The 23,116-nt window shown below is 72.6% G+C and carries 19 protein-coding genes and 2 pseudogenes; 10 read left to right on the forward strand and 11 right to left on the reverse strand.

Annotated features, from left to right (window positions below; genetic code table 11):
• The first annotated feature begins 56 nt into the window (after window positions 1–56).
• The 3 genes from Pflav_RS09890 to Pflav_RS09900 all read left to right on the forward strand — a co-directional run bounded on the left by Pflav_RS09890 (window position 57) and on the right by Pflav_RS09900 (window position 4,499).
• Complete coding sequence (locus Pflav_RS09890; protein WP_232071199.1) at window positions 57–1,328, forward strand: CehA/McbA family metallohydrolase; 1,272 nt, start codon at window positions 57–59, stop codon at window positions 1,326–1,328.
• Window positions 1,329–1,421: 93 nt separating this feature from the next.
• Window positions 1,422–2,393, forward strand: a complete 972-nt coding sequence (locus tag Pflav_RS09895; RefSeq protein ID WP_173035575.1) for an NADPH:quinone oxidoreductase family protein — start codon at window positions 1,422–1,424, stop codon at window positions 2,391–2,393.
• Between the two features lie 1,026 nt (window positions 2,394–3,419).
• Complete coding sequence (locus Pflav_RS09900; RefSeq protein WP_232071201.1) at window positions 3,420–4,499, forward strand: cellulose binding domain-containing protein; 1,080 nt, start codon at window positions 3,420–3,422, stop codon at window positions 4,497–4,499.
• Here the strand turns inward: Pflav_RS09900 and Pflav_RS09905 are convergent.
• Both Pflav_RS09905 and Pflav_RS09910 read right to left on the reverse strand, forming a co-directional pair.
• Window positions 4,492–5,580, reverse strand: a complete 1,089-nt coding sequence (locus tag Pflav_RS09905) for a lysylphosphatidylglycerol synthase transmembrane domain-containing protein (protein WP_173035577.1) — start codon at window positions 5,578–5,580, stop codon at window positions 4,492–4,494. The genes Pflav_RS09900 and Pflav_RS09905 overlap by 8 nt on opposite strands.
• Before the next feature lie 204 nt (window positions 5,581–5,784).
• Entirely contained in the window at window positions 5,785–6,999 is a 1,215-nt protein-coding gene (locus tag Pflav_RS09910; RefSeq protein WP_232071202.1) for an endonuclease/exonuclease/phosphatase family protein, read from the reverse strand.
• A 192-nt stretch (window positions 7,000–7,191) separates the two neighbouring features.
• Between Pflav_RS09910 and Pflav_RS45200 the strand changes: the two genes are divergently transcribed.
• Complete coding sequence (locus Pflav_RS45200) at window positions 7,192–8,352, forward strand: LuxR C-terminal-related transcriptional regulator (protein WP_232071204.1); 1,161 nt, start codon at window positions 7,192–7,194, stop codon at window positions 8,350–8,352.
• On the opposite strand, the gene Pflav_RS09920 is transcribed toward Pflav_RS45200, so the two are convergent.
• Window positions 8,241–8,984, reverse strand: a complete 744-nt coding sequence (locus Pflav_RS09920) for an SAM-dependent methyltransferase (RefSeq protein WP_173035581.1) — start codon at window positions 8,982–8,984, stop codon at window positions 8,241–8,243. The genes Pflav_RS45200 and Pflav_RS09920 overlap by 112 nt on opposite strands.
• Before the next feature lie 28 nt (window positions 8,985–9,012).
• On the opposite strand from Pflav_RS09920, the gene Pflav_RS09925 reads away from it, so the two are divergent.
• Complete coding sequence (locus Pflav_RS09925) at window positions 9,013–9,642, forward strand: DUF4232 domain-containing protein (RefSeq protein WP_173035583.1); 630 nt, start codon at window positions 9,013–9,015, stop codon at window positions 9,640–9,642.
• A gap of 4 nt (window positions 9,643–9,646) precedes the next feature.
• Here Pflav_RS09925 and Pflav_RS09930 read toward each other — a convergent pair whose 3' ends face one another.
• A complete protein-coding gene (locus Pflav_RS09930) occupies window positions 9,647–10,390 on the reverse strand; it encodes an SDR family oxidoreductase (protein WP_173035585.1) in 744 nt (247 codons plus the stop codon).
• A 111-nt stretch (window positions 10,391–10,501) separates the two neighbouring features.
• On the opposite strand from Pflav_RS09930, the gene Pflav_RS09935 reads away from it, so the two are divergent.
• A complete protein-coding gene (locus Pflav_RS09935) occupies window positions 10,502–10,975 on the forward strand; it encodes an RrF2 family transcriptional regulator (RefSeq protein ID WP_173035587.1) in 474 nt (157 codons plus the stop codon).
• Window positions 10,976–10,991: 16 nt separating this feature from the next.
• On the opposite strand, the gene Pflav_RS09940 is transcribed toward Pflav_RS09935, so the two are convergent.
• On the reverse strand, window positions 10,992–11,897 hold the full coding sequence (locus Pflav_RS09940) for an AraC family transcriptional regulator (RefSeq protein WP_173035589.1): 906 nt from the start codon (window positions 11,895–11,897) through the stop codon (window positions 10,992–10,994).
• Between the two features lie 144 nt (window positions 11,898–12,041).
• Here Pflav_RS09940 and Pflav_RS09945 point away from each other — a divergent pair, with 144 nt between their 5' ends.
• On the forward strand, window positions 12,042–13,238 hold the full coding sequence (locus Pflav_RS09945; RefSeq protein ID WP_173035591.1) for an acyltransferase family protein: 1,197 nt from the start codon (window positions 12,042–12,044) through the stop codon (window positions 13,236–13,238).
• Window positions 13,239–13,245: 7 nt separating this feature from the next.
• Here the strand turns inward: Pflav_RS09945 and Pflav_RS09950 are convergent.
• Window positions 13,246–14,051: pseudogene (locus Pflav_RS09950) on the reverse strand (family 1 encapsulin nanocompartment shell protein).
• The gene (locus Pflav_RS09955) at window positions 14,051–15,082 is read right to left on the reverse strand and encodes a Dyp-type peroxidase (protein WP_197938266.1); all 1,032 of its coding nucleotides are present in this window, start codon (window positions 15,080–15,082) and stop codon (window positions 14,051–14,053) included. The pseudogene Pflav_RS09950 and the gene Pflav_RS09955 overlap by 1 nt, the downstream one beginning before the upstream one ends.
• 109 nt (window positions 15,083–15,191) lie before the next feature.
• Here Pflav_RS09955 and Pflav_RS09960 point away from each other — a divergent pair, with 109 nt between their 5' ends.
• Window positions 15,192–15,872 (forward strand): YoaK family protein, encoded by a 681-nt coding sequence (locus Pflav_RS09960; RefSeq protein WP_173035595.1) that lies wholly within the window; start codon window positions 15,192–15,194, stop codon window positions 15,870–15,872.
• A 25-nt stretch (window positions 15,873–15,897) separates the two neighbouring features.
• Here Pflav_RS09960 and Pflav_RS09965 read toward each other — a convergent pair.
• From Pflav_RS09965 to Pflav_RS09980, 4 genes and pseudogenes are all read right to left on the reverse strand, one after another.
• Window positions 15,898–16,988 (reverse strand): annotated as a pseudogene (locus Pflav_RS09965) (calcium:cation antiporter).
• Entirely contained in the window at window positions 16,985–17,479 is a 495-nt protein-coding gene (soxR, locus tag Pflav_RS09970; protein ID WP_232071210.1) for a redox-sensitive transcriptional activator SoxR, read from the reverse strand. Before soxR ends, Pflav_RS09965 begins: the two are co-directional and overlap by 4 nt.
• Window positions 17,480–18,395: 916 nt before the next feature.
• Entirely contained in the window at window positions 18,396–19,100 is a 705-nt protein-coding gene (locus Pflav_RS09975) for a hypothetical protein (protein ID WP_173035599.1), read from the reverse strand.
• The gene (locus Pflav_RS09980) at window positions 19,049–20,575 is read right to left on the reverse strand and encodes an Hsp70 family protein (RefSeq protein WP_173035601.1); all 1,527 of its coding nucleotides are present in this window, start codon (window positions 20,573–20,575) and stop codon (window positions 19,049–19,051) included. Before Pflav_RS09980 ends, Pflav_RS09975 begins: the two co-directional genes overlap by 52 nt.
• A 104-nt stretch (window positions 20,576–20,679) precedes the next feature.
• On the opposite strand from Pflav_RS09980, the gene Pflav_RS09985 reads away from it, so the two are divergent.
• A complete protein-coding gene (locus Pflav_RS09985) occupies window positions 20,680–22,266 on the forward strand; it encodes a serine/threonine-protein kinase (protein ID WP_173035603.1) in 1,587 nt (528 codons plus the stop codon).
• Window positions 22,212–23,108 (forward strand): hypothetical protein, encoded by an 897-nt coding sequence (locus tag Pflav_RS09990; RefSeq protein ID WP_173035605.1) that lies wholly within the window; start codon window positions 22,212–22,214, stop codon window positions 23,106–23,108. The genes Pflav_RS09985 and Pflav_RS09990 overlap by 55 nt, the downstream gene beginning before the upstream one ends.
• The last annotated feature ends 8 nt before the right edge of the window (window positions 23,109–23,116 follow it).

Raw genomic sequence — 23,116 nt, forward strand, 5'->3', positions numbered from 1 at the left:
TCGCGGACGGCTCGGCGCGGTGGCATGAACGCATCGCGATTTGCTGATGTTTGTCTATGAGTGGATTCGACTCCCATCACTGTCACCACCACCACGACGATGCCCGCGACGAGGTCCCGTACGGCCAGGTCAGCTTCGTCCCGGCGATGGCCCGCCGGGCACTGCTGGCCGGCGCTGGCGGCGCCTTGATGCTGGCCGCGCTGCCGGGCACCGCTCGCGCCGCGCAGACCAAGGTCGCAGGCGTTGCCACCGCCGCCGGCGCCGCGCGGGCCTCCAAGATCACGCAGGGCACCACGCTGGTACACGCCGACATGCACAACCACACCGTCATGTCCGACGGTGACGGCAGCGCCGCCAACGCGTTCGCCTCGATGCGCGAGGCCGGCCTGGACGTCGCCGCGCTGACCGACCACGCCACGCTCTTCGCCATCGAGGGGCTCAGCTCGGGGGAGTGGCGGACCACGGGTGACCTCGCCAACGCCGCGAACGACCCGGGCCAGTTCACCGCGATCCGCGGCTTCGAGTGGTCGCACCCGCTTCAGGGGCACATCAACGTGTGGAACACCTCGGACTTCGCCGACCTGGCCCGCGCGAGCAGCCCGGGCAGCCTGTACAGCTGGCTCACCGGCCGGCCGGGCGGGCTGGCGAGCTTCAACCACCCGGGCCGCGAGGCGGGCCGGTTCAGCAACTTCTCGTTCAACGCCTCGGCGCGCAACCAGCTCGTGGGTCTGGAAATGTTCAACCGCACCGACGACTACATCTTCGAGGGCTGGTCGTCCGGGATGACCTCGCCGCTGGTGGCCTGCCTCAACGCCGGCTGGCGGCCGGGCCTGACCGGCGTCACCGACGAGCACGGCACCACGTGGGGCTTCCACGAGGGCAAGGGCCGCAGCGGCCTGTGGGTCACCGAGAACACCCGCGACGCGGTCTTCGCGGCGATGCTCGCGCGGCGCTCGTTCGCGACGCGGGTCTCCGGCTTGCGGGTGGACGCGACCGCCAACGGGGTACGGATGGGTGGCGTGCTCAACACGGCCGTCGCGGACGTGCGATTCCTGGTGGACGTGGACCGCGGTCCGGAGTGGGACGGCAAGCCGCTGCGCATCCAGGTGCTGCGCCCCGGCACCTCGGTGCCCACGGTGGTCAACGTGGTCGACACCGTGAACGGTGCGGTCGCCGACTTCACCGTCCGGCTCAACGCCGCCGACGGCAACTGGGTCGTGCTCCGCGTCTCCGACCCGGCGGTGGCCAACGGCACGCCCGGACCGGCCGGCCACCCGTGCAACGACTTCGGCGTGGCGTACACCAGCCCGTGGTGGCTCCAGCCCTGACGGCCCGCTTCCACTAGAGTCGTGGTCTCGTTTAGGGCCTGTCTCGCGGAGGCGGGCCCTAGGCGGGGGCGGCCGAGGGAAGAGGAGACAGCATTGCGTGCGGCGCGGGTGACCCGGCTCGACGGGCCGGCGGCGATCGAGGTCGGCGACGTTCCGGAGCCCGCCGGCGACGGCCTGGTCGTGATAGACATCGTCGCGGCGGGGGTCACCTTCCCGGACGCGCTGCTCACCCGCGGCCTGTACCAGATCAAGCCACCGCTGCCGTTCATCCCGGGTTGTGAGATCGCCGGCGTGGTCCGCGCGGCCCCGGCCGGCTCCGGCTTTACGGCCGGGGACCGGGTGGCCTCGTACCCCGGCCTCGGCGGCTTCGCGGAGGTGGTGGCCGCCGAGCCCAACGCGGTCTTCCCGCTGCCCGACAGCGTCTCGTTCGAGGCCGGCGCGGCACTCCCGATGAACTACTTCACGGTCCACTTCGGACTCGTCCGCCGTGGCGGCCTGCACCCCGGCGAGACAGTGCTCGTACACGGCGCGGCCGGCGGCATCGGCACGGCCGCGATCCAGCTGGCGAAGGCGTACGGCGCCACGGTCATCGGCGTGGCGTCCACTGAGGAGAAGGCGGCGGTGGCCCGGGCCGCGGGCGCGGACGAAACGGTACTGGCCGAGGGCTTCCGGGACGCGGTCAAGGACCTGACCGCCGGCCGCGGCGTCGACATCGTCGTGGACCCGGTGGGCGGCGACCGCTTCACCGACTCGCTGCGTACGCTCGCGCCCGAGGGGCGGCTGCTGGTCATCGGCTTCACCGCCGGCGAGATCCCGAGCGTGAAGGTCAACCGCCTGCTGCTCAACAACATCTCGGTGGTAGGCGTCGGTCGGGGCGCCTTCGTGCGCGGCCGCTCGGAGTACCTGCGCGAGCAGTGGAACGACCTGCTACCGCTCATCGAGGACGGCCGGCTGGACCCGCTGCTGGGCCGGACCTTCTCGCTGGAGCAAGCCGCCGAGGCCGTCGCCGAACTCGACGAGCGCCGCGCCACCGGCAAACTCCTCATCAAGCCCGCAGATAGCTAAACACCCTTCGGGCTCAAGGTTGGTGCGTCGCTTGGGGTTGCGGTTACCCCATTTTGCCTCCGGCGGGGATCTCCGGCCTCCGGGATGGGGGAAGTGCCGTCCCGTCGGCCCTCGACCCGTCAAGAGCAGAGCAGACCAACGCCCGGGGCGCCAGCGTCTGTGCCGTTTGTTCCGGTTCGTCTGTGGTGGCGCCCCGGGCGTTGGCCCACTCCCAAAAAGAAAGCGGGTCGAGGACCGACGGGACGGCACTGAGAGGGTGCGGCCCGCGCGATTCTTGAGCGCTCAGCCGTCTTGGGTGCGTTTCCCATCGCCGTGGCGCAACCAACGGACCCAAAGGTCACACTCGTTGCCCTTGATCGGCGCTACAGATGGAAGCCATCTGGCAGATCGAGGTATTTTGCTGTCCCCATAGGGGCAGCTGAGTACCACGATCGCTGGCCTGCTCCGACCCCAACGCGCCGATCGAGGCAAACCAGGTCCGCGCGGCCGGTATCGCCTCGATTCTGGAGGCCGGGCATGCGGACAAATCAGTCGAAGTGCCCAACCCGAGGTGCCGCTGTGGCCAAGCTCGAGAGATCTAGTCGACTTTCTGTCGTCAGGGCAGCAGAAAGTCGACTAGATCCAGCGTTCTCGCGCTGCCGGCCGCAAGGCCGGCGGCGGGGTTGTGAATCGCGGAGGGTGAGGCTGCGGGAGCGACGGTCCGGACCACCGCGGACATCGCGGTAGCTCCATTCTATTGTGGATAGATCCGCCGAGGGCCGTGGCAGGCCGACAGCTCGAACATCCATTGTGGAATGGGTGGTATCGCAGCTTATGCGATTCCGGTAGTGCGGCGGTGACGCGCCTACCTCTCTCCGAGGCGTAGTCGAGTCCGGAGGCGAGTGACTCGACGCGGCCGCCGTCGTCCTAGAGGGCCCGTCGCGCCAGTGGCTGATCAGGTGAGATTGATGGTTGTCGTGGTCTTGTGGGCCTGGCAGTATGTGGGAGAGTTTGTATAGACGTCCAACTATATCGAGAGGGGTCGGCATGAGAACACGTACCGGCATGGCCCTGGCGGGCGCACTCACATTGGCCGCGGGCCTGGCGGTCGTGGTGGCCGCCCAGGCCAGCGCGGCCGTCGGCTGCCGGGTCGCCTACACGGTCAACCAGTGGCCGGGCGGGTTCACCGCGAACGCCGCCGTGACGAACCTGGGCGACCCGCTCAACGGCTGGCGGCTGGAGTGGAGCTTCGCCAACGGGCAGACCGTCACCCAGGGGTGGAATGGCGTGTTCAGCCAGAGCGGCGCGCGCGTGACCGTGGCCAACCAGAGCTACAACGCCAGCCTCGGCACCAACGCCACCGTCACGCCCGGCTTCAACGGCACCTGGAACGGCACGAACTCGGCGCCTACCTCGTTCGCGCTCAACGGGGTGACCTGTAGCGGCTCGACCTCGCCGGGCACCCCCAGCCCCGCGCCGACCACGATCACGCCCACGACGCCGCCGCCGGGCGGGGTCGCCTGGAGGTCGTCCGACCAGTGGGGGACGTGGACGAACGGTGGGTACACGCTCTACAACAACATCTGGGGTAGCGGCGCGGGCAGCCAGACGATCTGGGCGAACTCGTTCAGCAACTGGGGCGTGACGGCCAACCACCCGAACACGGGCGGCGTCAAGTCGTACCCGAACGCGACCCGGGCGGTGAACCGTACGCTGAGCTCGTTGCGCACGCTCACCAGCGGCTTCAACGTGACGGTGCCCAGCAGTGGTGCCTACGCGACGGCGTACGACATCTGGGCGAACAACCACGCATACGAGATCATGCTGTGGCTGAACAAGACCGGCCCGGTCGGCCCGCTCGGCTCGCTCCAGACCACCGCGACGGTCGGCGGCCACACGTGGCAGGTCTACCGCGGCTCGAACGGCGCCAACGAGGTGTTCTCGTTCATCCGGAGCGCCAACACCAACGCCGGCAGCGTCGACGTCCTCGCAATCATGAACTGGATCCGGAGCCAGGGCTGGTTCGGCGACGTCACGGTCGGTGACGTGCAGCTGGGTTACGAGATCACCTCGTCCGCCGGCGGCCTCAACTTCACGACGAACAGCTACTCGGTCGCGTTCAGCTGACGGACACGGACTCGGGCCGGCCGGCACCCCGGTCGGCCCGAGCCTGCGCAGACCGCGGTCCGGCGGCGGCCGCGCGGGCGATCGCGTAGCGGCGCAGGACGGCGGCGGCGCCGCCCACCGGGATGAGCAGCCAGGTCGAGAGCAGCCGGTACGCCAGGACGGCCGCGGTCGCGCTGACCGCCGTCGCGCCCGCCGCGGTGAGGCCGGCGATGAACGCGGTGTCGACGATCCCGGCGCCGCCGGGGGTGAGCGGCACCTGCCGCACGATCTGGACGGCGAGGTAGATGGCGGCCAGCGTGGCGAGGCTGACCCGCAGGTCGAATGCCTTGGCCGTGGCGGCGAAGCAGGCGATGTCGGCGACCCAGTTGACGACCGCGTACGCCAGGGCGGACGCCCAGTCCCGGATGCGCAGCGCGGCGCCGGCCCGCCAGGAGTCGCGGGCCAGGACCAGCAGCCGCCGCAGCAGCCGGATCGCCCGACCCTCCAGCTCGCGGCTGCGGGCCACCCAGGCGCCGGACGGCCGGCGCGCCAGGCGGCGACCGGCGGTTACCGCGATCGCGGTCAGCGCGGCGAGTGCGCCCACGATCGCGAGCGGCTGCCAGTCGAGGAACGTATTGGAGCTGTTGACCAGGATCGCGATCGCGTCGGCGAGGTAGAGCAGGCTGAGCCCGCCGATCGCGGTGAGGCCGGAGACCACCGCCGCGGCGGCGCTGAGCTCGCGGGTCGCGCCGGCCCGCTCGTACTCGCGGATGCTGTAGCCGGTCGAGGCGACGGCGCCGGCCGGCAGCGCGATGGAGATCGCGGTGCTGGCCAGGGTGATGCCCAGCGCGTCCCGGCGCCCCATCGGCACGCCCATCGCGACGAGGATGCGCCGCTGCTGGTACGCGAACGCGACAAGCGACACGGTCTGGAGAAACGCGGCGAGCAGGATCCAGCCCCAGTCCGCGCCGGCCAGGACGGTGAGGATGTCGCGCGGGTCGGGCAGGCGCCCGTGCAGCCCGATGACGGCCAGTGCCACCACCGCGACCGCGGCGACGAGCGGTAGCCGCCACCTGCGCCACCGAGACCGCGTCGTCCCCATGACCTCCATGCTCCCGCGCCGGCTCTGAGAAAAGGCTGAGTGCTTCGCCACACGACCGGCAGGTCCGCTGTTCACTACACCCTGTAGTGAACAAGCCTAGCCCGCGGCGGTACAGCGCGCCGGGTGTTTCACGTTCACGGGAGCGACGGACACGCGGCGGCCGCCGCCCGGGGTGCCAGGCGGCGGCCGGCGTGCGGAAATTGCTTAGCGGCCCCGCGCGACGTCGAGCCAGACGAGGCGGTGGTCGGAGCTGGGGAACGGGAACGTGCCGGTCAGCCGGGACAGCGGGTCAGTGGAGACGGGCCAGAAGACGCCGCCGCCGTGCACCCCGAGGCCCCGGGACGGCAGCACGTAGTCGGCGCGCAGGTTGCCCGGACCGGGTACGTCGGCGAAGTCCGCGGTGTCCCGCGACGGGTCGCTGCGGTGCGTCGCGTTGGCACCGCCCTGAAGCGCGGCGGCCTCGGCGGCGCCGGCGCTCTTCGGCCGGAACGAGGCGTCGACCCAGTGGTTCTCCAGCAGCAGCTGGGCCGAGCCCGGGATGCTGTCGCCGTCGAGCGGGTCGGAGTTGAGGTCACCGGCGATCACGAACGACGAGCCCGGCCGCAGGCCGCCCCGGTGCCCCTTGTCGTCGTAGATGTACCGCCCGTGGCCAGGGCGGATGTAGTCGGCCCAGAACCTGATCTCGTCGAAGTTGCGGCGGCCGTTACGGTCTTCCGCCCCGTCGAACACCGGCGGCGTCGGGTGGCTGACGAGGAAGTGCACCGTACGCTTGCCGACCTCGATCGGCAGGTCCCAGTGGCTCTTGGAGGAGAGCCGGAAGGCGGCGAGCTCGGCGGGGGAGTAGAAGTCTCCCGGGGCGGCGGTCGCCGGGTCGTCCGGCAGCAGCGCGCCGGGCATGTCCTTCCACCGGAACCGCTGGAACGTCCGCACGTCGTGGCGCTTGATCGGGTACTTCGAGTAGACGACCATGCCGAACTGGCCGGGGAACGCGCCGAAGCCGAGCGCGTCGTCACCGTACCCGGCGGCACCCGGCGTGGTGACCACCCGGCCGTCGTTGTTGAGGTCGAAGCCGGACGCGACGCCGGTGTTGCTCGGCGCGATGAAGTGGTACGGGTACGTGATCGGGGCGGCGCCGTTGTGCCCGACCGACAGGTAGTTGTCCCGGAACAGCCGCGCGGCCTCCGGGTCGAAGTCGAACTCGTTGATCAGCACCACGTCCGGCCGGACCCGCTGGATGATCTCGGCGACCGTCGCGGCCTGCGCGTTGTTCGGTGTGGACAGATCGGCCCGCAGCGCGCCCTCGGCGCCCCGGTTGAGCGAAGCGTTGAACGTGGCGAACCGCACCGACCCACCTCGGCCGTGCGCTTCCGCGGAGGCCGCCGGCAGGGCGGCGGCGACAAGTAGGACGGCGATGGCCATACGGAGGCCTCGGATACGTATCGACATTGCGTTCCTCCCCTTTTTCGCGCCGGAGTCTAGCCGGGCCAAATGGCGCGGGGTGGTTGCGGAATCTAGCAACGGATGTCCTTAGTGGATCTTGCGGATGGAGACAGGGACGGCCGCCTGTGCTTGTATGCGTCCATATCGGCCATCCAACGGGGGAGGTTGTCCGTGGCTGGTGGCGACAGGGTGGCGCTGACACTCGGCCGAGCCGTTCCGTCGCTGGTCCGCTGGGGTGTGTCCGCCGACGCCGACCTGGTGTACCGGTGCCTCGCCAGCTTCGGCCCGCAGTGCGCGGGGGACGTCGCGGACGACCTCGGGCTGGCCGTACGCCGGGTGCGTGTCGCCCTGGACGAGCTCGTCGAAGCGGGTCTCGTACAGGGCGGCCGCGACCCGGTCGCGCGCGGCGCGGGTGGCGGCAGCTGGCAGGCGGTGGCACCGGACGAGGCCGTCGACGCGCTGCGGCGCCGGGCGTTCCGGGTACCCGCTCCCGCGATCACCGACCGGGCGTGGCCGGAGCCGGTGCCGCCGCCCACAAGGCTGCTGCCGGACCTGTGCGCCACCCGCGAGCGGATCGCGCGGCTTGTGGCGCTGGAGCGGGGCGAGCACCTGGCGATGCACCCGGAGCAGGCGTTCAGTGCGGACACCCTCGCGATCGGCTCGGCCATCGACGCGGACCTGCTGGGCCGGCGCGTGCGGGTACGTTCGCTCGGCCTTCCACCTGCCGACGGCGACCGCTCGTCCGCGTACACGGCGGAGTTCGTCCGGCTCGGCGGCGAGTACCGGCTGGCGGACCGGCTGCCACACAAGATGATGGTCTTCGATCGGCGGGTGGCGCTCGTCGCCGTCGACCCGCTCGACCTGGACCGCGGCAGCTGGGAGTTCACCGACCCCGCCGCGGTCGAGTCCCTGGTCACCCTGTTTGTCCGCCAGTGGAGTGGCGCGACAGATCCACGCCGGAACGGAGTGCCAACGGTCGTGCTCACCCAACGGGAGAAAGCGGTTGTCGCGTTGCTCGCCGACGGGCACACGGACGCCACCGCCGCCAAGCAGCTGGGGATGTCCACCCGCACGCTGACGTACACGCTGCGCGGGTTGATGGACCGGTTCGGCGTGGAAAACCGGTTTCAGCTCGGCCTGGCCCTCGGGGCGATGCGCGCCGGCACGCCGCCCGGCGTGCCCGCCGGGGAGCCGGGGAAGGGGACGAGTCGCCGTGAGCCTCAGCCGCGGCGCAGCACCAGCGTCACGAAGCCGAACACACCTCGGTACCCGCGCAGCCACCTGTCGCGGTGCTCGCGTGCGGCGGTGCGCACCTGCTCCGCGTCGGGGTGACCGGGGTTGTCGAGCGCCCACTCGGTGAGCGAACCGACCCAGGACCACTCGTAGTCGTCCCACTCGGCGGCGTCGCTCACGTGCGCGTACACCGCGGTCCAGCCGGCCTCCTCGGCGGCGTCGAGCAGCCCGGCGAGGTCGGTGTAGTCGTCCGGCTTCGCGTCCAGCGCGGCGAGGGCCGCCGCGGTCGGCGGCACCTGCCAGAACTCGGCACCGACCAGGAGGACGCCGTCCGGGTTGACGTGCCGCCCGGCCTGCCGCAGCGTCCCGGCGAACCCGCCGAACGCGTGCGTCGCCCCGATGCAGAGCACGAGGTCGTAGTCGCCGTCCGGTACGTAGCCGCTTGCGTCCCGCTCGTGCAGGGAGAGCCGGTCGGCCAGCCCGCGCTCGGCGGCGACGGTGGCGGCCCGCTCCAGCGCGTACGGGTTGATGTCGACGGCGTCCGCGTGGCCGTCGGGGTAGTGGGCGAGGGCCTGCATCGCCCACGCGCCCTGGCCGCAGCCGAGGTCGAGGACGCGCGCTCGCGGCTCCCGCCCGGCCCGGCGCAGGAGCCGGTTGGCGTTGACCCCGAAGATCGGTGCCGCGATGGGGTGGTGCGAGTGCGCGATGGTGCTGAGCCGTTGATTATCCACTGGAGAGACACTCTAGGCTCGGCGTGTGATGCTTGAGCCGCCGACCTGGGTGTGGAATCTCCTGCGGCTAGTGGTCGGCGTGGCGTTCGTGGCCCCGATCGCAGTTATGGGAGTCGACCGGCTGGACCGGGACGACCACCACGGCGGCCGGCCGGCCAGCTCGGACCGGGTCGAGGCGCTCCCGTCACCCACGTCCAGCCAGACGCCGACTTCGTCACCGACCCCGGCCGCCTGCCCGGACTCGGGCCTGTCGATCCGGACGGGCGGGCAGGACGCCGCGATGGGCCTGCGGGTGCTCCAGCTCGTGGTGACCAACTGCGGCACGGTGGCACGGACCGTGCGCGGCCACCCGTCGGTACGCCTGCTGGACGAGGACCGGCAACCGCTCGACGTCGCGGTGAGCGCCGGCTCGTCCGGCATCGCGACGGTCCCCAGCTTCGATGTCGCGCCCGCGACCGTGACGCTGAAGCCCGGCCAGCGGGCGGGGACCGCACTCCTATGGCGCAACAAGGTCACGGACGGCACGGTCGTGCTCGGCCACTACGTGGAGGTAACCGTGGCGGGCGGCGTGCCACCCCAGGTCGTCGAGCCGGAGGGCGGCATCGACCTCGGTACCACCGGCAAGCTCGGCGTGGCTCCCTGGATCGCGAACGGCTGAACGGCTAGCGCTGCGTGGCGAGCCACTCGTCGAAGGTCGTCGGGGCGATGCGCGCGCCGTCGCCGGGCAGCAGCGCGTTTCCGGCCATCTCCGGTCCGAAGAGGCCGGACCAGGTCGGCACGAGCTTGACGTGGTGGCCGCGGGCCTCGACCGTACGGCGGGCCATGTCGACGAGGTCCTGCGGCTCGGGGCCGGCGATCGCCTGGTAGCGGCCCCGCGGCGCGCCGGCGGCGATCTCGGCGAGGATGCCGGCCACGTCGGCGGGGGCGATCGGCTGCATCAGCAGCGGCGGGACGCTGGCCACGCCGTCCTGCTCGGTCCAGCTCGCCACCATGGCGGCGAAGTCGTGAAACTGCGTGGCCGGCACGATCGTCCACGGCACCGGCCCGGCCGTGACGAGCCGCTCCTGCTCGCGCTTGCCGGCGTAGTGCGCGTTTCCCTCGACCCGGTCGGCCCCCGCGATCGAGAGCAGCACGTGGTGGCGGACGCCGGCCCGCTGCTCGGCGGCGAGCAGGTTGCGCGTCGTGGTGCCGAAGTAGGCGACCGTCCCGTCACGGTCGGCGGGCGGCGCGTTGGAGGCGTCGACGACCGCGTCCACGCCGGCGAGGGCCTCGTCCAGGCCGGCGCCGGTGAGCAGGTCCACGCCGAGCGAACGGCTCACCCGCACGACCTCGTGCCCGTCCCGCTCCAGCGCCGCGGTGGTGAGGGCGCCGATGTTTCCGGTCGCTCCGACGACTGCGATCCGCATGACGTTCATCCCCTTCTTGTAGCTCTCCGGCGGCGTCCCGCGTGGCGTAACGCCTCGGTCAGGCTATCTAGGACTAAATAGATCCGCAATATCTGCGATAGGATGCCGGGTGTGAAGCTGCCCGTGAGTACCGAGTGGGTGTTGCACTGCGCCGCGACGCTGGCCCAGCTCGCGCCGGGCGCCACCGCGTCCGCGGCGCAGCTCGCCGCCTACTACGACCTGCCGCAGGCGTACCTCGCCAAGCAGTTGCAAGCGTTGGTGCGGGCCGGGGTGCTGGCCGCGACGACCGGGCCGAGGGGAGGTTTCCGCCTCGGGCGGCCGGCGGCGGAGATCACGCTGTTGCAGATCGTGGAGGCGGTCGACGGGGCTGCCGCGCCGTACGAGTGCCGCGAGATCCGCCAGCGCGGGCGCGGCGCCCTCCCCGCCGAGCAGTGCCAGCGCACCTGCGTGCTGGCCGAGAAGATGGCCGAGGCGCACCAGGCGTGGCGGGCCAGCCTCGCCGGCGTCACGCTCGCCGGCATCCTCGACGAGCTGCCCGCGACCGCGCCGGCCCGTACCCGCTCGATCCTCGGCCAGGCGCCCTGACAGCGGCGGGGCGAGCTCAGGGCAGCGTGACCGTCACCGGGCCGGCCGCGTCGCGGAGGCGGGCGGCGTCCTGGCTGGGCGGTACGCCGAACTGGCGGCGGTACTCCCGGCTGAACTGCGAAGCGCTGTCGTACCCGACCCGGTGACCGACGCGCGCGACGTCGGTGGGGTGGGTGGCCAGCAGCAGCCGGGCCTCCTGGAGCCGGATCTGCTTCTGGAACTGGATCGGACTCATCGCCGTCACCGCCTGGAAGTTGCGGTAGAACGCGGACGCGCTCATGCCGGCCAGCTGTGCCACATCCTCGACCCGGAACGGCCGCCGGTAGTTGTCACGGATCCACCGCACCGCGCGGGCGACATGGGTCAGGCTGCTGTCGGCGAGACCGAGCTGGCGGACGATGCCACCCTGCGGGCCCGTGATCAGCCGCCAGAGGATCTCGCGGATCACGAGGGGCGCGAGGACCGTACGGTCGCGGGGCTGGTCGAGCAGGCGCAGCAGCCGTACGGCCGCGTCGAGCATCTCGGCCGGGGCGTCGCTCACCGCGATACCGGGCAGCGCGCCGGTGCCGGGCCTGGGCAGGTCGCCCGGCCCGGCCCGCAGCAGCAGCTCCGCGATCGCGTCCGGCTGGAGCGTGAGCCCGATACCGAGCGCCGGGTGCTCCGGGCTGGCCCCGACGAAGTGACCCGTGACCGGCAGGTCGACCGAGGCGATCAGGTACTGGCCGGCCCGGTACTCGTACACCCGGTCGCCGAGGGCGAGGCGCTTTGCGCCCTGGGCGATCAGTGCCAGCACCGTGCCGGACATCGACGCGGACGGCTGGGCGGGCCGCTCCACCTTGGCGACCTGCAAGCCTTCGATGGGAGTTGTCGTGTCGGGGCGCGCGTGCCGGGCCACGAGGGTACGGAACTCGTCGAGGCTCATACTCCATTCGATCACGCGCCTTGGCCGCTACTCCCGCGTACGGGAGGATCGTGCAAGACTTCAGGAGAATTCAGCGCGGTCCTTTTCGGCGCCCGCGTCGCCTGCGAGCATGGTGTGTCGTCCAGCGTGCGGTGAGGAGGGGATGTGGCGGCACCACCCGCGGCAGCACCGGCGGTGGCCGCCCGGCGGCCGGAGCTCGACGCGATCCGGCTGGCGGTCGTGCTCGGCCTCGTCTTCTTCCACACCGCGCTGGTCTTCGACGGCAGCGACGACTACTACGTCAAGAACCCGCAGACCACGGACGCGATCACCGTGCTCGCCGGGTTCGGCGTGGTGTGGGCGATGCCGGCGCTCTTCCTCATCGCCGGCCTCGGCGCGTGGCACTCACTGTCGCGGCGCGGCCCGGGCGGCTTCGCGGTCGAGCGGCTGCTGCGCCTCGGTGTGCCGCTCGCCTTCGCGACGGTGACCATCATCCCGGTACCGCAGTGGCTGCGCCTCCGGGCGGCCGACCCCGGCTACGACGAGTCGTACCCGCGCTTCCTGCTCACCTTCTTCGACGTGCACCTGAGCCCGGCCGACTTCCCGTTCGTGGTGCAGGGTGAGCAGTTCGAGAGCGGGCACCTGTGGTTCGTGGTGATGCTGCTGGCGTACTCGCTCCTGCTCGCCCCGCTCGTGGCCTGGCTGCCGGCCCACCGGGTCGGCGCGGTCCGGGACGCGGTGGCGGGTGCGACGGCGCGGCGCGGTGTGGTGCTGCTGCCGGCCGTCCCGCTCGCGCTGATCGCCGCCCTGCACGGGATGGAGGAGGCGTACGCGGGCTGGAGCCGCTGGGCCTACCTGCTGTTCTTCATGTACGGCTTCGTCCTCGCCAGCGACGACCGCTTCCGGACCGCCATGCGCCGCGACGCGGTACCGGCCGCGGTGGTGGGCTTCCTGCTCTTCATGGGCGCGGGTGCGTCGCTGGGCGCGGCGGGCGACGAACCGTTCACGGACATGACCCCGGTCGCGATCCTGGCGCGGGTGCTCTTCGGCCTGGCCGGCTGGTGCTGGCTTGTGGCGATCCTCGGCCTGCTCGACCGCCGCCGCGACACGCCATCGGGTGAGGAGGCAACGCCCGGCGGGCGGCGCAGGGTGTACGCCTACCTCGCCTCGGCCGCGCTCCCGCTCTACATCCTGCACCAGCCGATCGTCGTGGCGGTCGCGTACTTCGTGGTGCGCTGGTCCGCGCCGATCCCGGTCAAGTACACGATCATCGTGGTGATCTCGTTCGCGATCATGCTCGCGGTGTACGACCTCGCCGTGCGCCGCACCCGCGTCACCCGCTTCCTCTTCGGCATGCGCTAGACGGGCCTCACGCAGCGGGGGCGGTGAGGGCGACGGCCGCCTCCGCGGTGTACGCCATGAACGTGAGCGACTCCTGGAAGTACAGCTCGATGGTCGTCGCGTCGTGGCTGAGGTACCCGATCGCCAGGTCCTGGCCCAGATGCAGCTCGAAGTCGCCGCCGCGGGTCGAGAGCAGCACGCCGCCGGTGATCGCCGGAGCCCACACGACGTCACCGTCGACAAGGCGGGCGATGTGCTCCACCACCGGGTATCCGTCGTCCACAGCCTCCGTCGCCCTGGTGTACGCGTCGGCGCCCAGCGCCAGCCGGTACGGGCCGTCCACACCGGCCAGGCGTAGTGCGGACACGGCTCGCGCGACCGCGCCGGGGTAGTCGTCCGCGCCCGGGGGCAGGGGGACCGGCGGGTTGGACGACGTCGGGCTGATGCCGGCGATGGCGGCCGCCGGGTACCCGTGGAAGATCGCCCGGTCCTCGGCGTACGCGATACGGCGGGCGGCGTCCTTCGCCGGACCCCAGTCCGCGTCCTTGGCGCCCCGCTCGACGGCGTCGACCTGCTCGCGGGCCACGGTGAATGGCACCCGCAGCTCGACCAGCGGCTGGGCCACCCGGGTCCGCGCGGCGACGCCGTCGGCGGGGAGTCGATCGGGCGGTCGTGGCCGGTGCCGACCGCGGCCAGCGCCGGACCGAGCGGGCCGGCGATGTCGACGAGGTGGCGACCCGCGAGGTGCCGCAGGAAGGTACGGCGTGCCTCCTCCTCCAGGCCGGCCCAGGCAGCCGCGGAAATCGGCGCGAGCTCCCGGTGCAGGTTGTCCATCACACCTCGCTCTCGGTGAGGTCGCCGCCGCGACTCTTGGGGTCGCCGATCGCCAACGACGGTGCGAACGCCTCGGCCTGCGGCGCCTCGATGGTGACCGTGAGTGACGGCGGGCCCGGCGGGTCGTCGAGGAAGTCCACGGTCGGCACGTAGAACAGGCTGCCGGTGACGGGCGTGGAGAAGTCCAGGATCCGGTCGTGCGCGGCACCGGGAGCACCGAGGAACATCCGTTGGAGCATCTGCTCGGTCACCGCCGGGGTGCGCGCGTACCCGATGAAGTACGTGCCGAACTCGCCGCGCCCCACCTGTCCGAACGGCATGTTGTCCCGCAGGATTTCGTGCTTCGTGCCGTCCGGGTCGGTGATGGTGGTCAGCGCCACGTGCGAGTTGGCCGGCTTGGCGTCGTCGGGCAGCTCGACGTCCGACAGCTTGTGGCGGCCGATGGCCAGCTCCTGCTGCTCGATCGGCAGCGCGTTCCAGGCGCGCAGGTCGTGCAGGTACTTCTGCACGATCACGTAGCTGCCGCCAGCGAACTCCGGGTCCTCCGCGCCGATCAGCACCGCGTCGCGCGCGTCCTCGCCGACCGGGTTTTCCGTACCGTCCACGAAGCCGAGCAGGTCACGCACGTCGAAGTACTTGAAGCCGTGCACCTCGTCCTGGGTCGTCACGACGTCGCGCAGCCGCTCCATGATCTCGCCGGCCAGCGCGAAGCACAGGTCTGGGCGGTTGGCACGCAGGTGGAAGAGCAGGTCACCGGGGGTGGCGACGGCGCTGTGCACCGGACCGGCGAGCTCCCGGAAGGGGTGCAGCTCGGCCGGGCGTGGCCCGCCGAAGAGCCGGTCCCACGCGTCGGAGCCGATGCCGGTGACGCAGCTCAGCTCGCCGTGCAGGGAGCGGAAGCCGACCGCCCGCCGCAACCCCGACAGGTCCGGCAGCAGGTCACGGACGGTGTCCTCGCCGCCGGGGTCGATGGTCACCACGAGAAACAGGGCCGTCCGGGTGAGCGGGTTCAGCACCGCCTGCGGAGTCACCTCGCCACCGTAGTGCGCGGTCACGGCCGCGGGACAGCGTTCGCCGGTACCCGGGCGCTGGTTGCGGCTAGCATCGCAAGGCGGCGACGGCCGAAAGGGGCCACGACGTATGGCATCCGAGCAGGGCCCGCTGCCGCACCTGCTGGTCGGGATCACGTTCGTGACCGGGCTTGTCGACGCGTTCAGCTATGTCGCCCTCGGCCACGTCTTCGTGGCGAACATGACCGGCAACTCGGTGTTCTTCGGCTTCGCGCTGGCCGGTGTCGGCGACGTGTCGGTGGTGGCCAGCCTGCTCGCGCTCGTGGCGTTCCTGATCGGCGCGGCGATCGGCGGCCGGCTGGCCCGCATGTCCCGCCCGCACCGCGGCCGCCTGCTCGCCGCCGCGTGTGCGGCACAGTCGGTGCTGGTCCTGGCGGCGGCCATCGTGGCGGTTACGGGCGGTCCCGGGTCGCGCGCGGTGCGGCTCCCGCTGGTAGCGCTGCTCGCGCTGGCCATGGGCAGCCAGAACGCGGTCGTTCGCCGGCTCGGCCTGCCCGAGGTGAGCACGAACGTCCTGACCACGACCCTCGCCGGGCTGGCCGGTGACCCCGGCGGCGCGTCGAGCCCGGCGGTACGGGCCCGGCGGGTCGCGGCGGTGGTGGCGCTGGTGGCCGGCGCGTGCGCGGGTGGCGCGCTGCTGCGCTGGGTGGGGCACTCGGCGCCGCTGTGGGCCGCCGCCGGACTGCTGCTGGGCTGCGCGGCTGTCGCGTTCGCCGCCGCCCGCTCACCGCGGGCCGCGGCCTGGCACTGAGCGACGGCTCAGGGATGGGCGCGACTCAAGGGTGGATGGCCAGGAATACGAATGCGGCCAGCAGTACCAGGTGTACGCCGCCCTGCAGCCGCGTCGCCCGTCCGGGTACCACAGTGAGCACGCCGACGACGACGGTCACCGCCAGCAGCACCATCTGCGTGGCGCCAAGGCCGAGCTGAAGCGGCGGGTCCAGCCAGATCGTCGCCACCGCGATCGTCGGGATGGTGAGCCCGATGCTGGCCATCGCCGACCCCAGTGCGAGGTTGAGGCTGATCTGGATCTGGTCGCGCAGCGCGGCCCGCGCCGCGGCGATGGTCTCCGGCAGCAGCACCAGCAGCGCGATCACCACGCCGACGAAGGAGTTCGGCAGCCCGAGCGCGTCGATCCCGTCCTCGATGGAGTTGGACTCGACTTTGGCCAGGCCGACGACGCCGACCAGCGCGACGAGCAGCAGTCCCAGGCTGGCGATGGTCGCCCGGCCGGACGGGGAGGGGCGTGCGTGTCCGGTTGAGCGCCATCGCCCTTGACCGGCAGGAAGAAGTCGCGGTGCCGCACGTTCTGGGTGAACACGAAGAGGCCGTACAGCAGCAGCGAGGCCACCGCGGCGAACCCGAGCTGGGCCGGGGTGAACACCCCGCTCGGCCGGCTCACCGTGAACGTCGGCAGCACAAGGCAGGTGGTGGCGAGCGTGGCCACCGTGGCGAGCGCCGCGCCGGTACCTTCCGCGTTGAAGACGGCCAGCCTGGAACGGGCGGCGCCGAGGACGAGGCAGAGGCCGAGGATGCCGTTCACCGTGATCATGAAGGCGGCGAAGACGGTGTCGCGGGCGAGCGCGGAGGTCTCCGGCCCACCCGAGAGCATCAGCGTGATGATCAGCCCGACCTCGATGAAGGTCACCGGGACCGCGAGCACCAGCGAGCCGAGCGGCTCACCCACCCGGTGCGCGACAACCTCGGCGTGGTGTACGGCCGTGATCACCGCGCCGGCCAGCGCGATCGCCACGACCACGGCCAGGAACACGCCCGGGTGGCGCCCCCACACGCCGACGAGCAGCGCCGCCGCGACCAGCGGGGCGAGCGTGGTCCACGAGCGCAGCGCGGCCAGGACGCGGCTCATTGCAGCACGTCGAGCTCGCGCCGCTGGCGTATCAGGTGGTCGGCGGACGGCCCCAGCCGCCGCGGACCCGGCCCTTGCGCACCCAGCTCGTCGTCCGGGTTGAGCAGCCGGCACACGGTCAGCGACAGGCAGCCGCACCCGATGCAGCCGGTCAGCTCCCGCTCCAGCTGCTCGATCTCGCGCTTGCGCGCCTCGAGCTGGCTGTGCCAGTGCCGCGAGACCCGCTGCCAGTCGCGGGCGGTCGGGACGGTCTCCATCGGCAGCGTGGCGAAGACCTCGCGCACGTCCGCGAGGCCGATGCCCAGCCGCTTGGCGACGAGGATCAGCGAGATCCGCCGCAGCATGTGGCGCTGGTACCGCCGCTGGTTGCCAGAGGTGCGGTGGGCGGCGATCAGCCCCATCTGCTCGTAGTAGTGCAGCGCGGACGCGGCCACCCCGGTGCGCCGCACCACGTCGCCGATCGAGAGCGTGTCATCCGGCTCCTTGGGCACGCCCACGGACGCTACCAGCCGGATCTCAAGCCCACTTGAGCTTCCGCGAATCCCCAACCCACCCAGCCCCAGACAATCCATTCCAAGACTTGAGCTACCGCGATGTCCGCGGTGGTCCAGACCGCTGCTCCCGCAGCCTCACCCTCCGCGCTTCACAACCCCACCGCCGGCCCATGGCCGGCGCGACTAGCTAGATCGCTTGGGCTTGGCCCAGCGGCACCCATGTGGGTGCTTTGGCTGGTTTGTCCGCGCGCCGCAGGCTTCAAGATCGGTGATGTCGGCCCGACGGCGACCGCAGAGACCTGGTTTCTCTTGATCGGCGCGATGGGGTCGGAGTAGGCCAGCGATCGTGGTACTCAGCTGTCGCCAGAGGCGCAGTCAAGTACCACGATCTGCTCTGGAGGCTGCGGACGCGGCGGTCTGGGCCACGATGGACGTCGCGGTAGCCGGGCCGGGGCCGAAGCCGAGGGCCGGAGGGCCCAGACCGGCGTAACGGCAACGAACCCCCGTGCAAAGACGCCGATCAAGGTCGATGGCCGCGGACTTTCCGAAGATCGACGCAAGCGGCGCGGTACCGGACCGCGTCCGTGGCGAAGAATTACCCCTGGAGGGGCAACTTCTCGCCACGGACGACCAGAGCACCCATCGATCAAGGCCGCGCCCCCTTTCGACTGTGCCGGCCGTCCGCGAGCGTCACCCTGATCGGTGTGATGGGGTAGGAGCACGCAGCGATTGAAGAGACAAGCGGTCGAGGGCCGCCAGCTCTGTGCATCGCGCGTCAGGTGGGCCCGCGGCCTCACCGGCTTGGGATTGGTCTTGGACCGCGCAGGGTGAGGCCGCGGGAGCAGCGGTCCGGACCACCGCGGGCGTCGCGGTAGCTCAAATCTCCATTGTGGAAGGTCTGCGGAGGGTGAGTCTAGGTCGCGGAGTTGGTGGGACGGCGTGGGGCGAGTAGGCCGATGGCGGCGAGGACCAGGGCGAGGATCGCTAGCGGTGGTCCCGCCGTGGACCAGAGCCAGTCCGCGGAGCGCAGGATGGCGTCCTGCGGGTCGGTCGGGGGTGCCCAGCCGGTGTTCGTCAGGTGCCACCCGGCCCAGTAGCGCGCCTCCTGGAGGCCGTGGTAGGCGAGGTACAGGCCGGCGGCGACGAGTATGCCGGTCGCGGCGCCGGCGGCGTAGCGGCGGGTGGTCGGCAGGACGCGGCGGACGGCGATGGCGGCGTGGACGAGCAGCCAGAACACCGTGGCCACACCCAGCGTGTAGGCGGCGGCGTGCGCGAGGTGCTCCAGCGGTCCGGCTGGTTGGCTGAAGGTGCGGGCCAGGAACAGCACCGGGTCGTCGGTGCCGTGGTCGGTGGCGATCGTCCCGTCGGCGGTGTCGAGCCTGTTGCCGTACAGGTGGGTGTGCGCGGCGATGCCCAGCAGCGCGCCCACGGTGGCGGCGGCGGCCAGGCGGCGGGCGAGTCCCAGGGCGTCGCTGGGCGGTCGCAGCGGGTCCGGTGTGGCGGGTCCGGCCATGAGCCAGCCGCCCAGTGCCGCGGCGGCGGCGCCGATGACCAGGGCGCCGAGCGTCAGCGGGCCGCCCCGGTCGGCGAGTGCGCCGGGCTGGATCGCGCGGGACACGAACCCGGTCGTGATGATGGCGGCCAAAGTGGACTGTGCCAGGGTCCAGCCGGACGCGGCGGCGAGGCTGGCGGCGGTGAGCCAGGCCGTGCGGTTTCCGCTGGGCGGGAGGGTGGCCGGCGGCCGGGCGCGCGTGAACGGTACAAGCCCGAGCGCGAGCGTGGCGGCGGCCAGCAGCGGGTACAGCGGGCGGCTCGGCGGGGCGAGCAGGCCGACCCCATCGCCTGCCGGGTGGACCGGTCGGCGACCAGCGCGGCCAGCAGCACCGCGGCCGCCGCGACGAGACCGACCGTCGCGGGGCGGCGCCACTGTGGCCGTACCCGGGGAATGGGCTCGTCGTCCGCGGTGGGTGACGGCGGCGCGGGCGTCGTGGACGATCCGGGCTGGTCGCCCGGCAGGGCTAGGGCACCCTCGGCGACGGCGAGCTCCGGCCATTCGACCGCGGTGGGTGCGACGCCGGTGGCGCGGTGCAGCAGCGTCGCCACCGCGGGGATCCGGCTCGAACCGCCGACGAGCAGCACCAGGTCCGGCCTCGCGTCCGGGATGCCGGCCTGGGCGAGCGCGGCGACGACGGTCCGCACGGTCCGACCCAGCAGCGGGTCGGCCAGCTCCTCCAGCTCCTCGCGGCCGACCGGCGCGTCCACCCCGAGCGTGGGGATCGGCACGAACGCCGACGAGGTGCGCGACAGCATCTCCTTGGCGGCGCGGATGTCGTCCCACAGCTGCCGCAGCGCACGCCGGTCGGCGGACGCGGCCGGCGCGGTCAACCGTCGCCATCCGTCCGGGTCGGCGGCGGCGTAGACGTCGCCGAGGTGCGCCAGGACGGCCGCGTCGACGTCCAGCCCGCCGGCGTCGGGCAGTCCGGCGTTCGCCAGCACGTCGAAGCCGGTGAGCGTGCGCCGGACGACGGTCGCGTCGAACGTACCGGCGCCGAGGTCGTAGACGACGGCGCGGTCGCCCGGCCGCAACACCGGGTCGTCGCCCGCGGCGAAGTGGGCCGCCGCGGCCACGGGCTCCGGGACAAGGCGCGGCTCTGGCAGCCCGGCCGACCGCGCGGCCCGCTCCAGCACCGCGCGGCGCGGGCTTCCCCAAGCCACCGGGTACGTCAGGATCAGCTCGCCGACCGGGCCACCCCCGACTCGCACAGCCTCCGTCGCGACCCGGGTCAGCACCGCCGCGACAAGGTCGGCGACGTCCAACTCCCGGTCGCCGAGCAGCACGGTGCCGTCGTCGATCCGGCGTTTCGGGTTGGGTTCGAAGCGCTCCGGGGCGACCCTGGCGCTGTGCCGGGCATCCTGCCCGACCAGCAGGGTGCCGTCGAGCCCGGCGAAGACGGCGGAGGGCAAGAGCGGGGAGCCGTCGAAGAGCAGTGGTGCCGGGCGCCCGTCCGGACGGCTGACCGCCGCCACGGTGGTCGAGGTGCCGAAGTCGATGGCGAGCCGGAGCCGGCGCTTCACCGTGACGCCCGCTGCCACGCTGCCACCTTACGGGACGCGGCGGCTGGCGCGGCAGTGGCACAATCCTGCTCTGCCGAGCGGCCAGCCTATGACCTCCGGCGCCGTCCTCTGTGGAGGTTATCGTGGCCCGTCCGTACAGCGTGGCCGCCGCGGCGGTGGTCGTACTCGCCGGCTTGGCGTGGCCGGCGACGGCGGGCAGCGCCGCACCATCCCCGACGGCACCGGCCGCGCCCGCGTGCGCGGTCAGCGGCTACGCCCCGGCCAGCGCCGACGCGGCCAACGCGTTGCACGACACGCTGCGCGGGCAGACCGGGAGCGACCTGGGCGGCACCCGGCTTGAAGGGGCGGACACCTGGGTGGTACCGGCCGGCAGCCACCCGGTCGTGGTGGTCGACTCGGCGACACCACTGACCGAGGGCTCAGCCTGGTTGGTCCTGTTTGGACTTGACTTCCCCATCAAGTCCGGCACCGGCCCGGGCAGCGACCGGTACGTCAGCACGACCGAGATGCCGCAGTTCGGGACCACGATCCGCGTCGTCGGGCTGCGCGCCGAGTCGAACGCGTGCGAAGGCAGCCTCGTGCTGGTTGCCGACCGCAGTGTGTTCGCCAGCCACCTCGGCCTGGCCGGCCTCGCCGCCGCGGCGCTGTTCGGGGTGCTGACGATCCTGCTCGCCCGCCGGCGCCGGGGCGGCTGGGCGCGCAGGTTCCTGCTCAGCGCACCGCTGGGCCTGCTGGCCGGTGCCGGTGAGGCGGTGCTGTTGCAGGAGTCCGGGCTGATCAGCCCGTTCAGCAAGGTGACCTGGGCGGTACCGGTGGCCGGACTGCTGCTGGCCGCGCTGCTGCCGCTGACCCGCCGCCGCCGGGTACCGGCCGACGCACCGGCGCAACCGGCGGGCGCCGAGCCGTGGCAGGCGCCGGCGCACGTGCCGCTGGGCGGGTACCAGGCGGACGGCCCGTTCACCCGTACGACGGTGGCCCAGGTCGACCGCGGCACCCACCGGGACACCGGCGAACGGGTACTGCTCAAAGTCGTGCTGCCCGACCTGGCCGCCGCCCCGGAGGCCGCCGCCCGGCTGACCCGCGAGGCCGAGATCCTGGCCCGCCTGGACGATCCGAACTGCCTGCGGCTGCGCGACACCCTGCGTCCACCGGACCTGCCGCCGGTGCTGGTGACCGAGTACGTCGACGGCGTCACCGCCCGCCGCGCACTCGACGAACGCGGGCCGCTGACCGGGCCGCAGGCATGCACGGTGCTCGACGGGGCGCTGGCCGGCCTGGCCGCAATCCACGAGGCCGGCATGGTGCACCGCGACGTGCGGCCGGACAACATCTACCTCGACGCCGGCGGACGGGTGCTGCTCGCCGGGTTCGAGGTCGCGGCGACCGGCGACGACAACGCGTTGGCCGCCGAGGGTGTCCCGCCGTACGCGGGGCCGCAGCAGCGCCGGGGCGAGCCGGTGGACGGCCGCGCCGACCTGTGGTCCGCCGGCGCGGTACTGGCCGAGCTGCTCACCGGCGCGGTGCCGGTGGTCGACGACGACGCTGGTCGGGTGCTGCTGCCCCCGGTGACCGCGAGCTGCCCGCAGCCATCGCCGACCTCGTCGCGCGGGCCATGGCGACAGATCCCGACGCCCGCCCGCAAACCGCCGCCGGGATGCGTGCCGCGCTGCTGGAGGCGGCCGCGCAGGCGTACGGGCCGGACTGGATGAGCCTCGGCGCGCTCACCGGCACGGTGGTACTGCCCGGTGGGGTACTCGCCGCCGGCGCCCTGGCCGGCGCCACGGGAGCGGCCGGGGTCGCGGTGACCGGTACGGCCGCCGCCACGGCCGGGTTCGGCGCGGCCACCCAGGTCGTGACCGTTTCGACCACCGCCGCCGGTACCGGGATGGCCCAGGCCGCCGGCACGCTCACCGCGACGGCCACGGCGGCGAGCACCCCCGCCGGCAAGGTCGCGGCGCTCGCCACGCCGGTGCTGTCGGTCGCCACCGTGGCCGCCGTCGCGCTCTCCGGTATCGCCACCGCGCAGCCGAGCAACAGCACCGACGTGATCACGCCCGAGGCGGCCCGGGTCATCTTCGTACAGACCGTCGCCGAGGCCCGCGGTGGCACGCTCGTCCACATCGACGCGCCGATCCGTAACTTCGTGCGGGACAGCGTCAAGACGATCTTTCCGGACGCCGGCAGCCAGCTCACCGGCATCGGCGTGGGGGTGCCCCGGGGCCAGCACGGCTACCCGGCCTACTTCGTCGCCGCCGGGCAGGTGTCCAAACCGGACGGTGCCACCTATCTGGCCGCCAGGTTCGACCGCGCGAACGCCGACCAGCCGTGGCTGATGAGCAGCCTGAGCGCCTGGGGCGACCGCGTCGCCGCCGCGCCCAGGCTGGATCCGGACGGCTACCTCGCGCCCACGCCGGTAGCGGACCTGGTCGTGGAGCCCGCCCGACTCCCCGAGCTCTACCTCGACTGGTGGCGCCGCTCCGATGCGGCCGGCGCCGTCGTCGCCGACCCTTTGCTCGCACCCGCGGGAACGACTCCTGGCTCCGTGCGCTAGCGGTGGCC

This window comes from Phytohabitans flavus, assembly GCF_011764545.1.
GTDB lineage: Bacteria > Actinomycetota > Actinomycetes > Mycobacteriales > Micromonosporaceae > Phytohabitans > Phytohabitans flavus.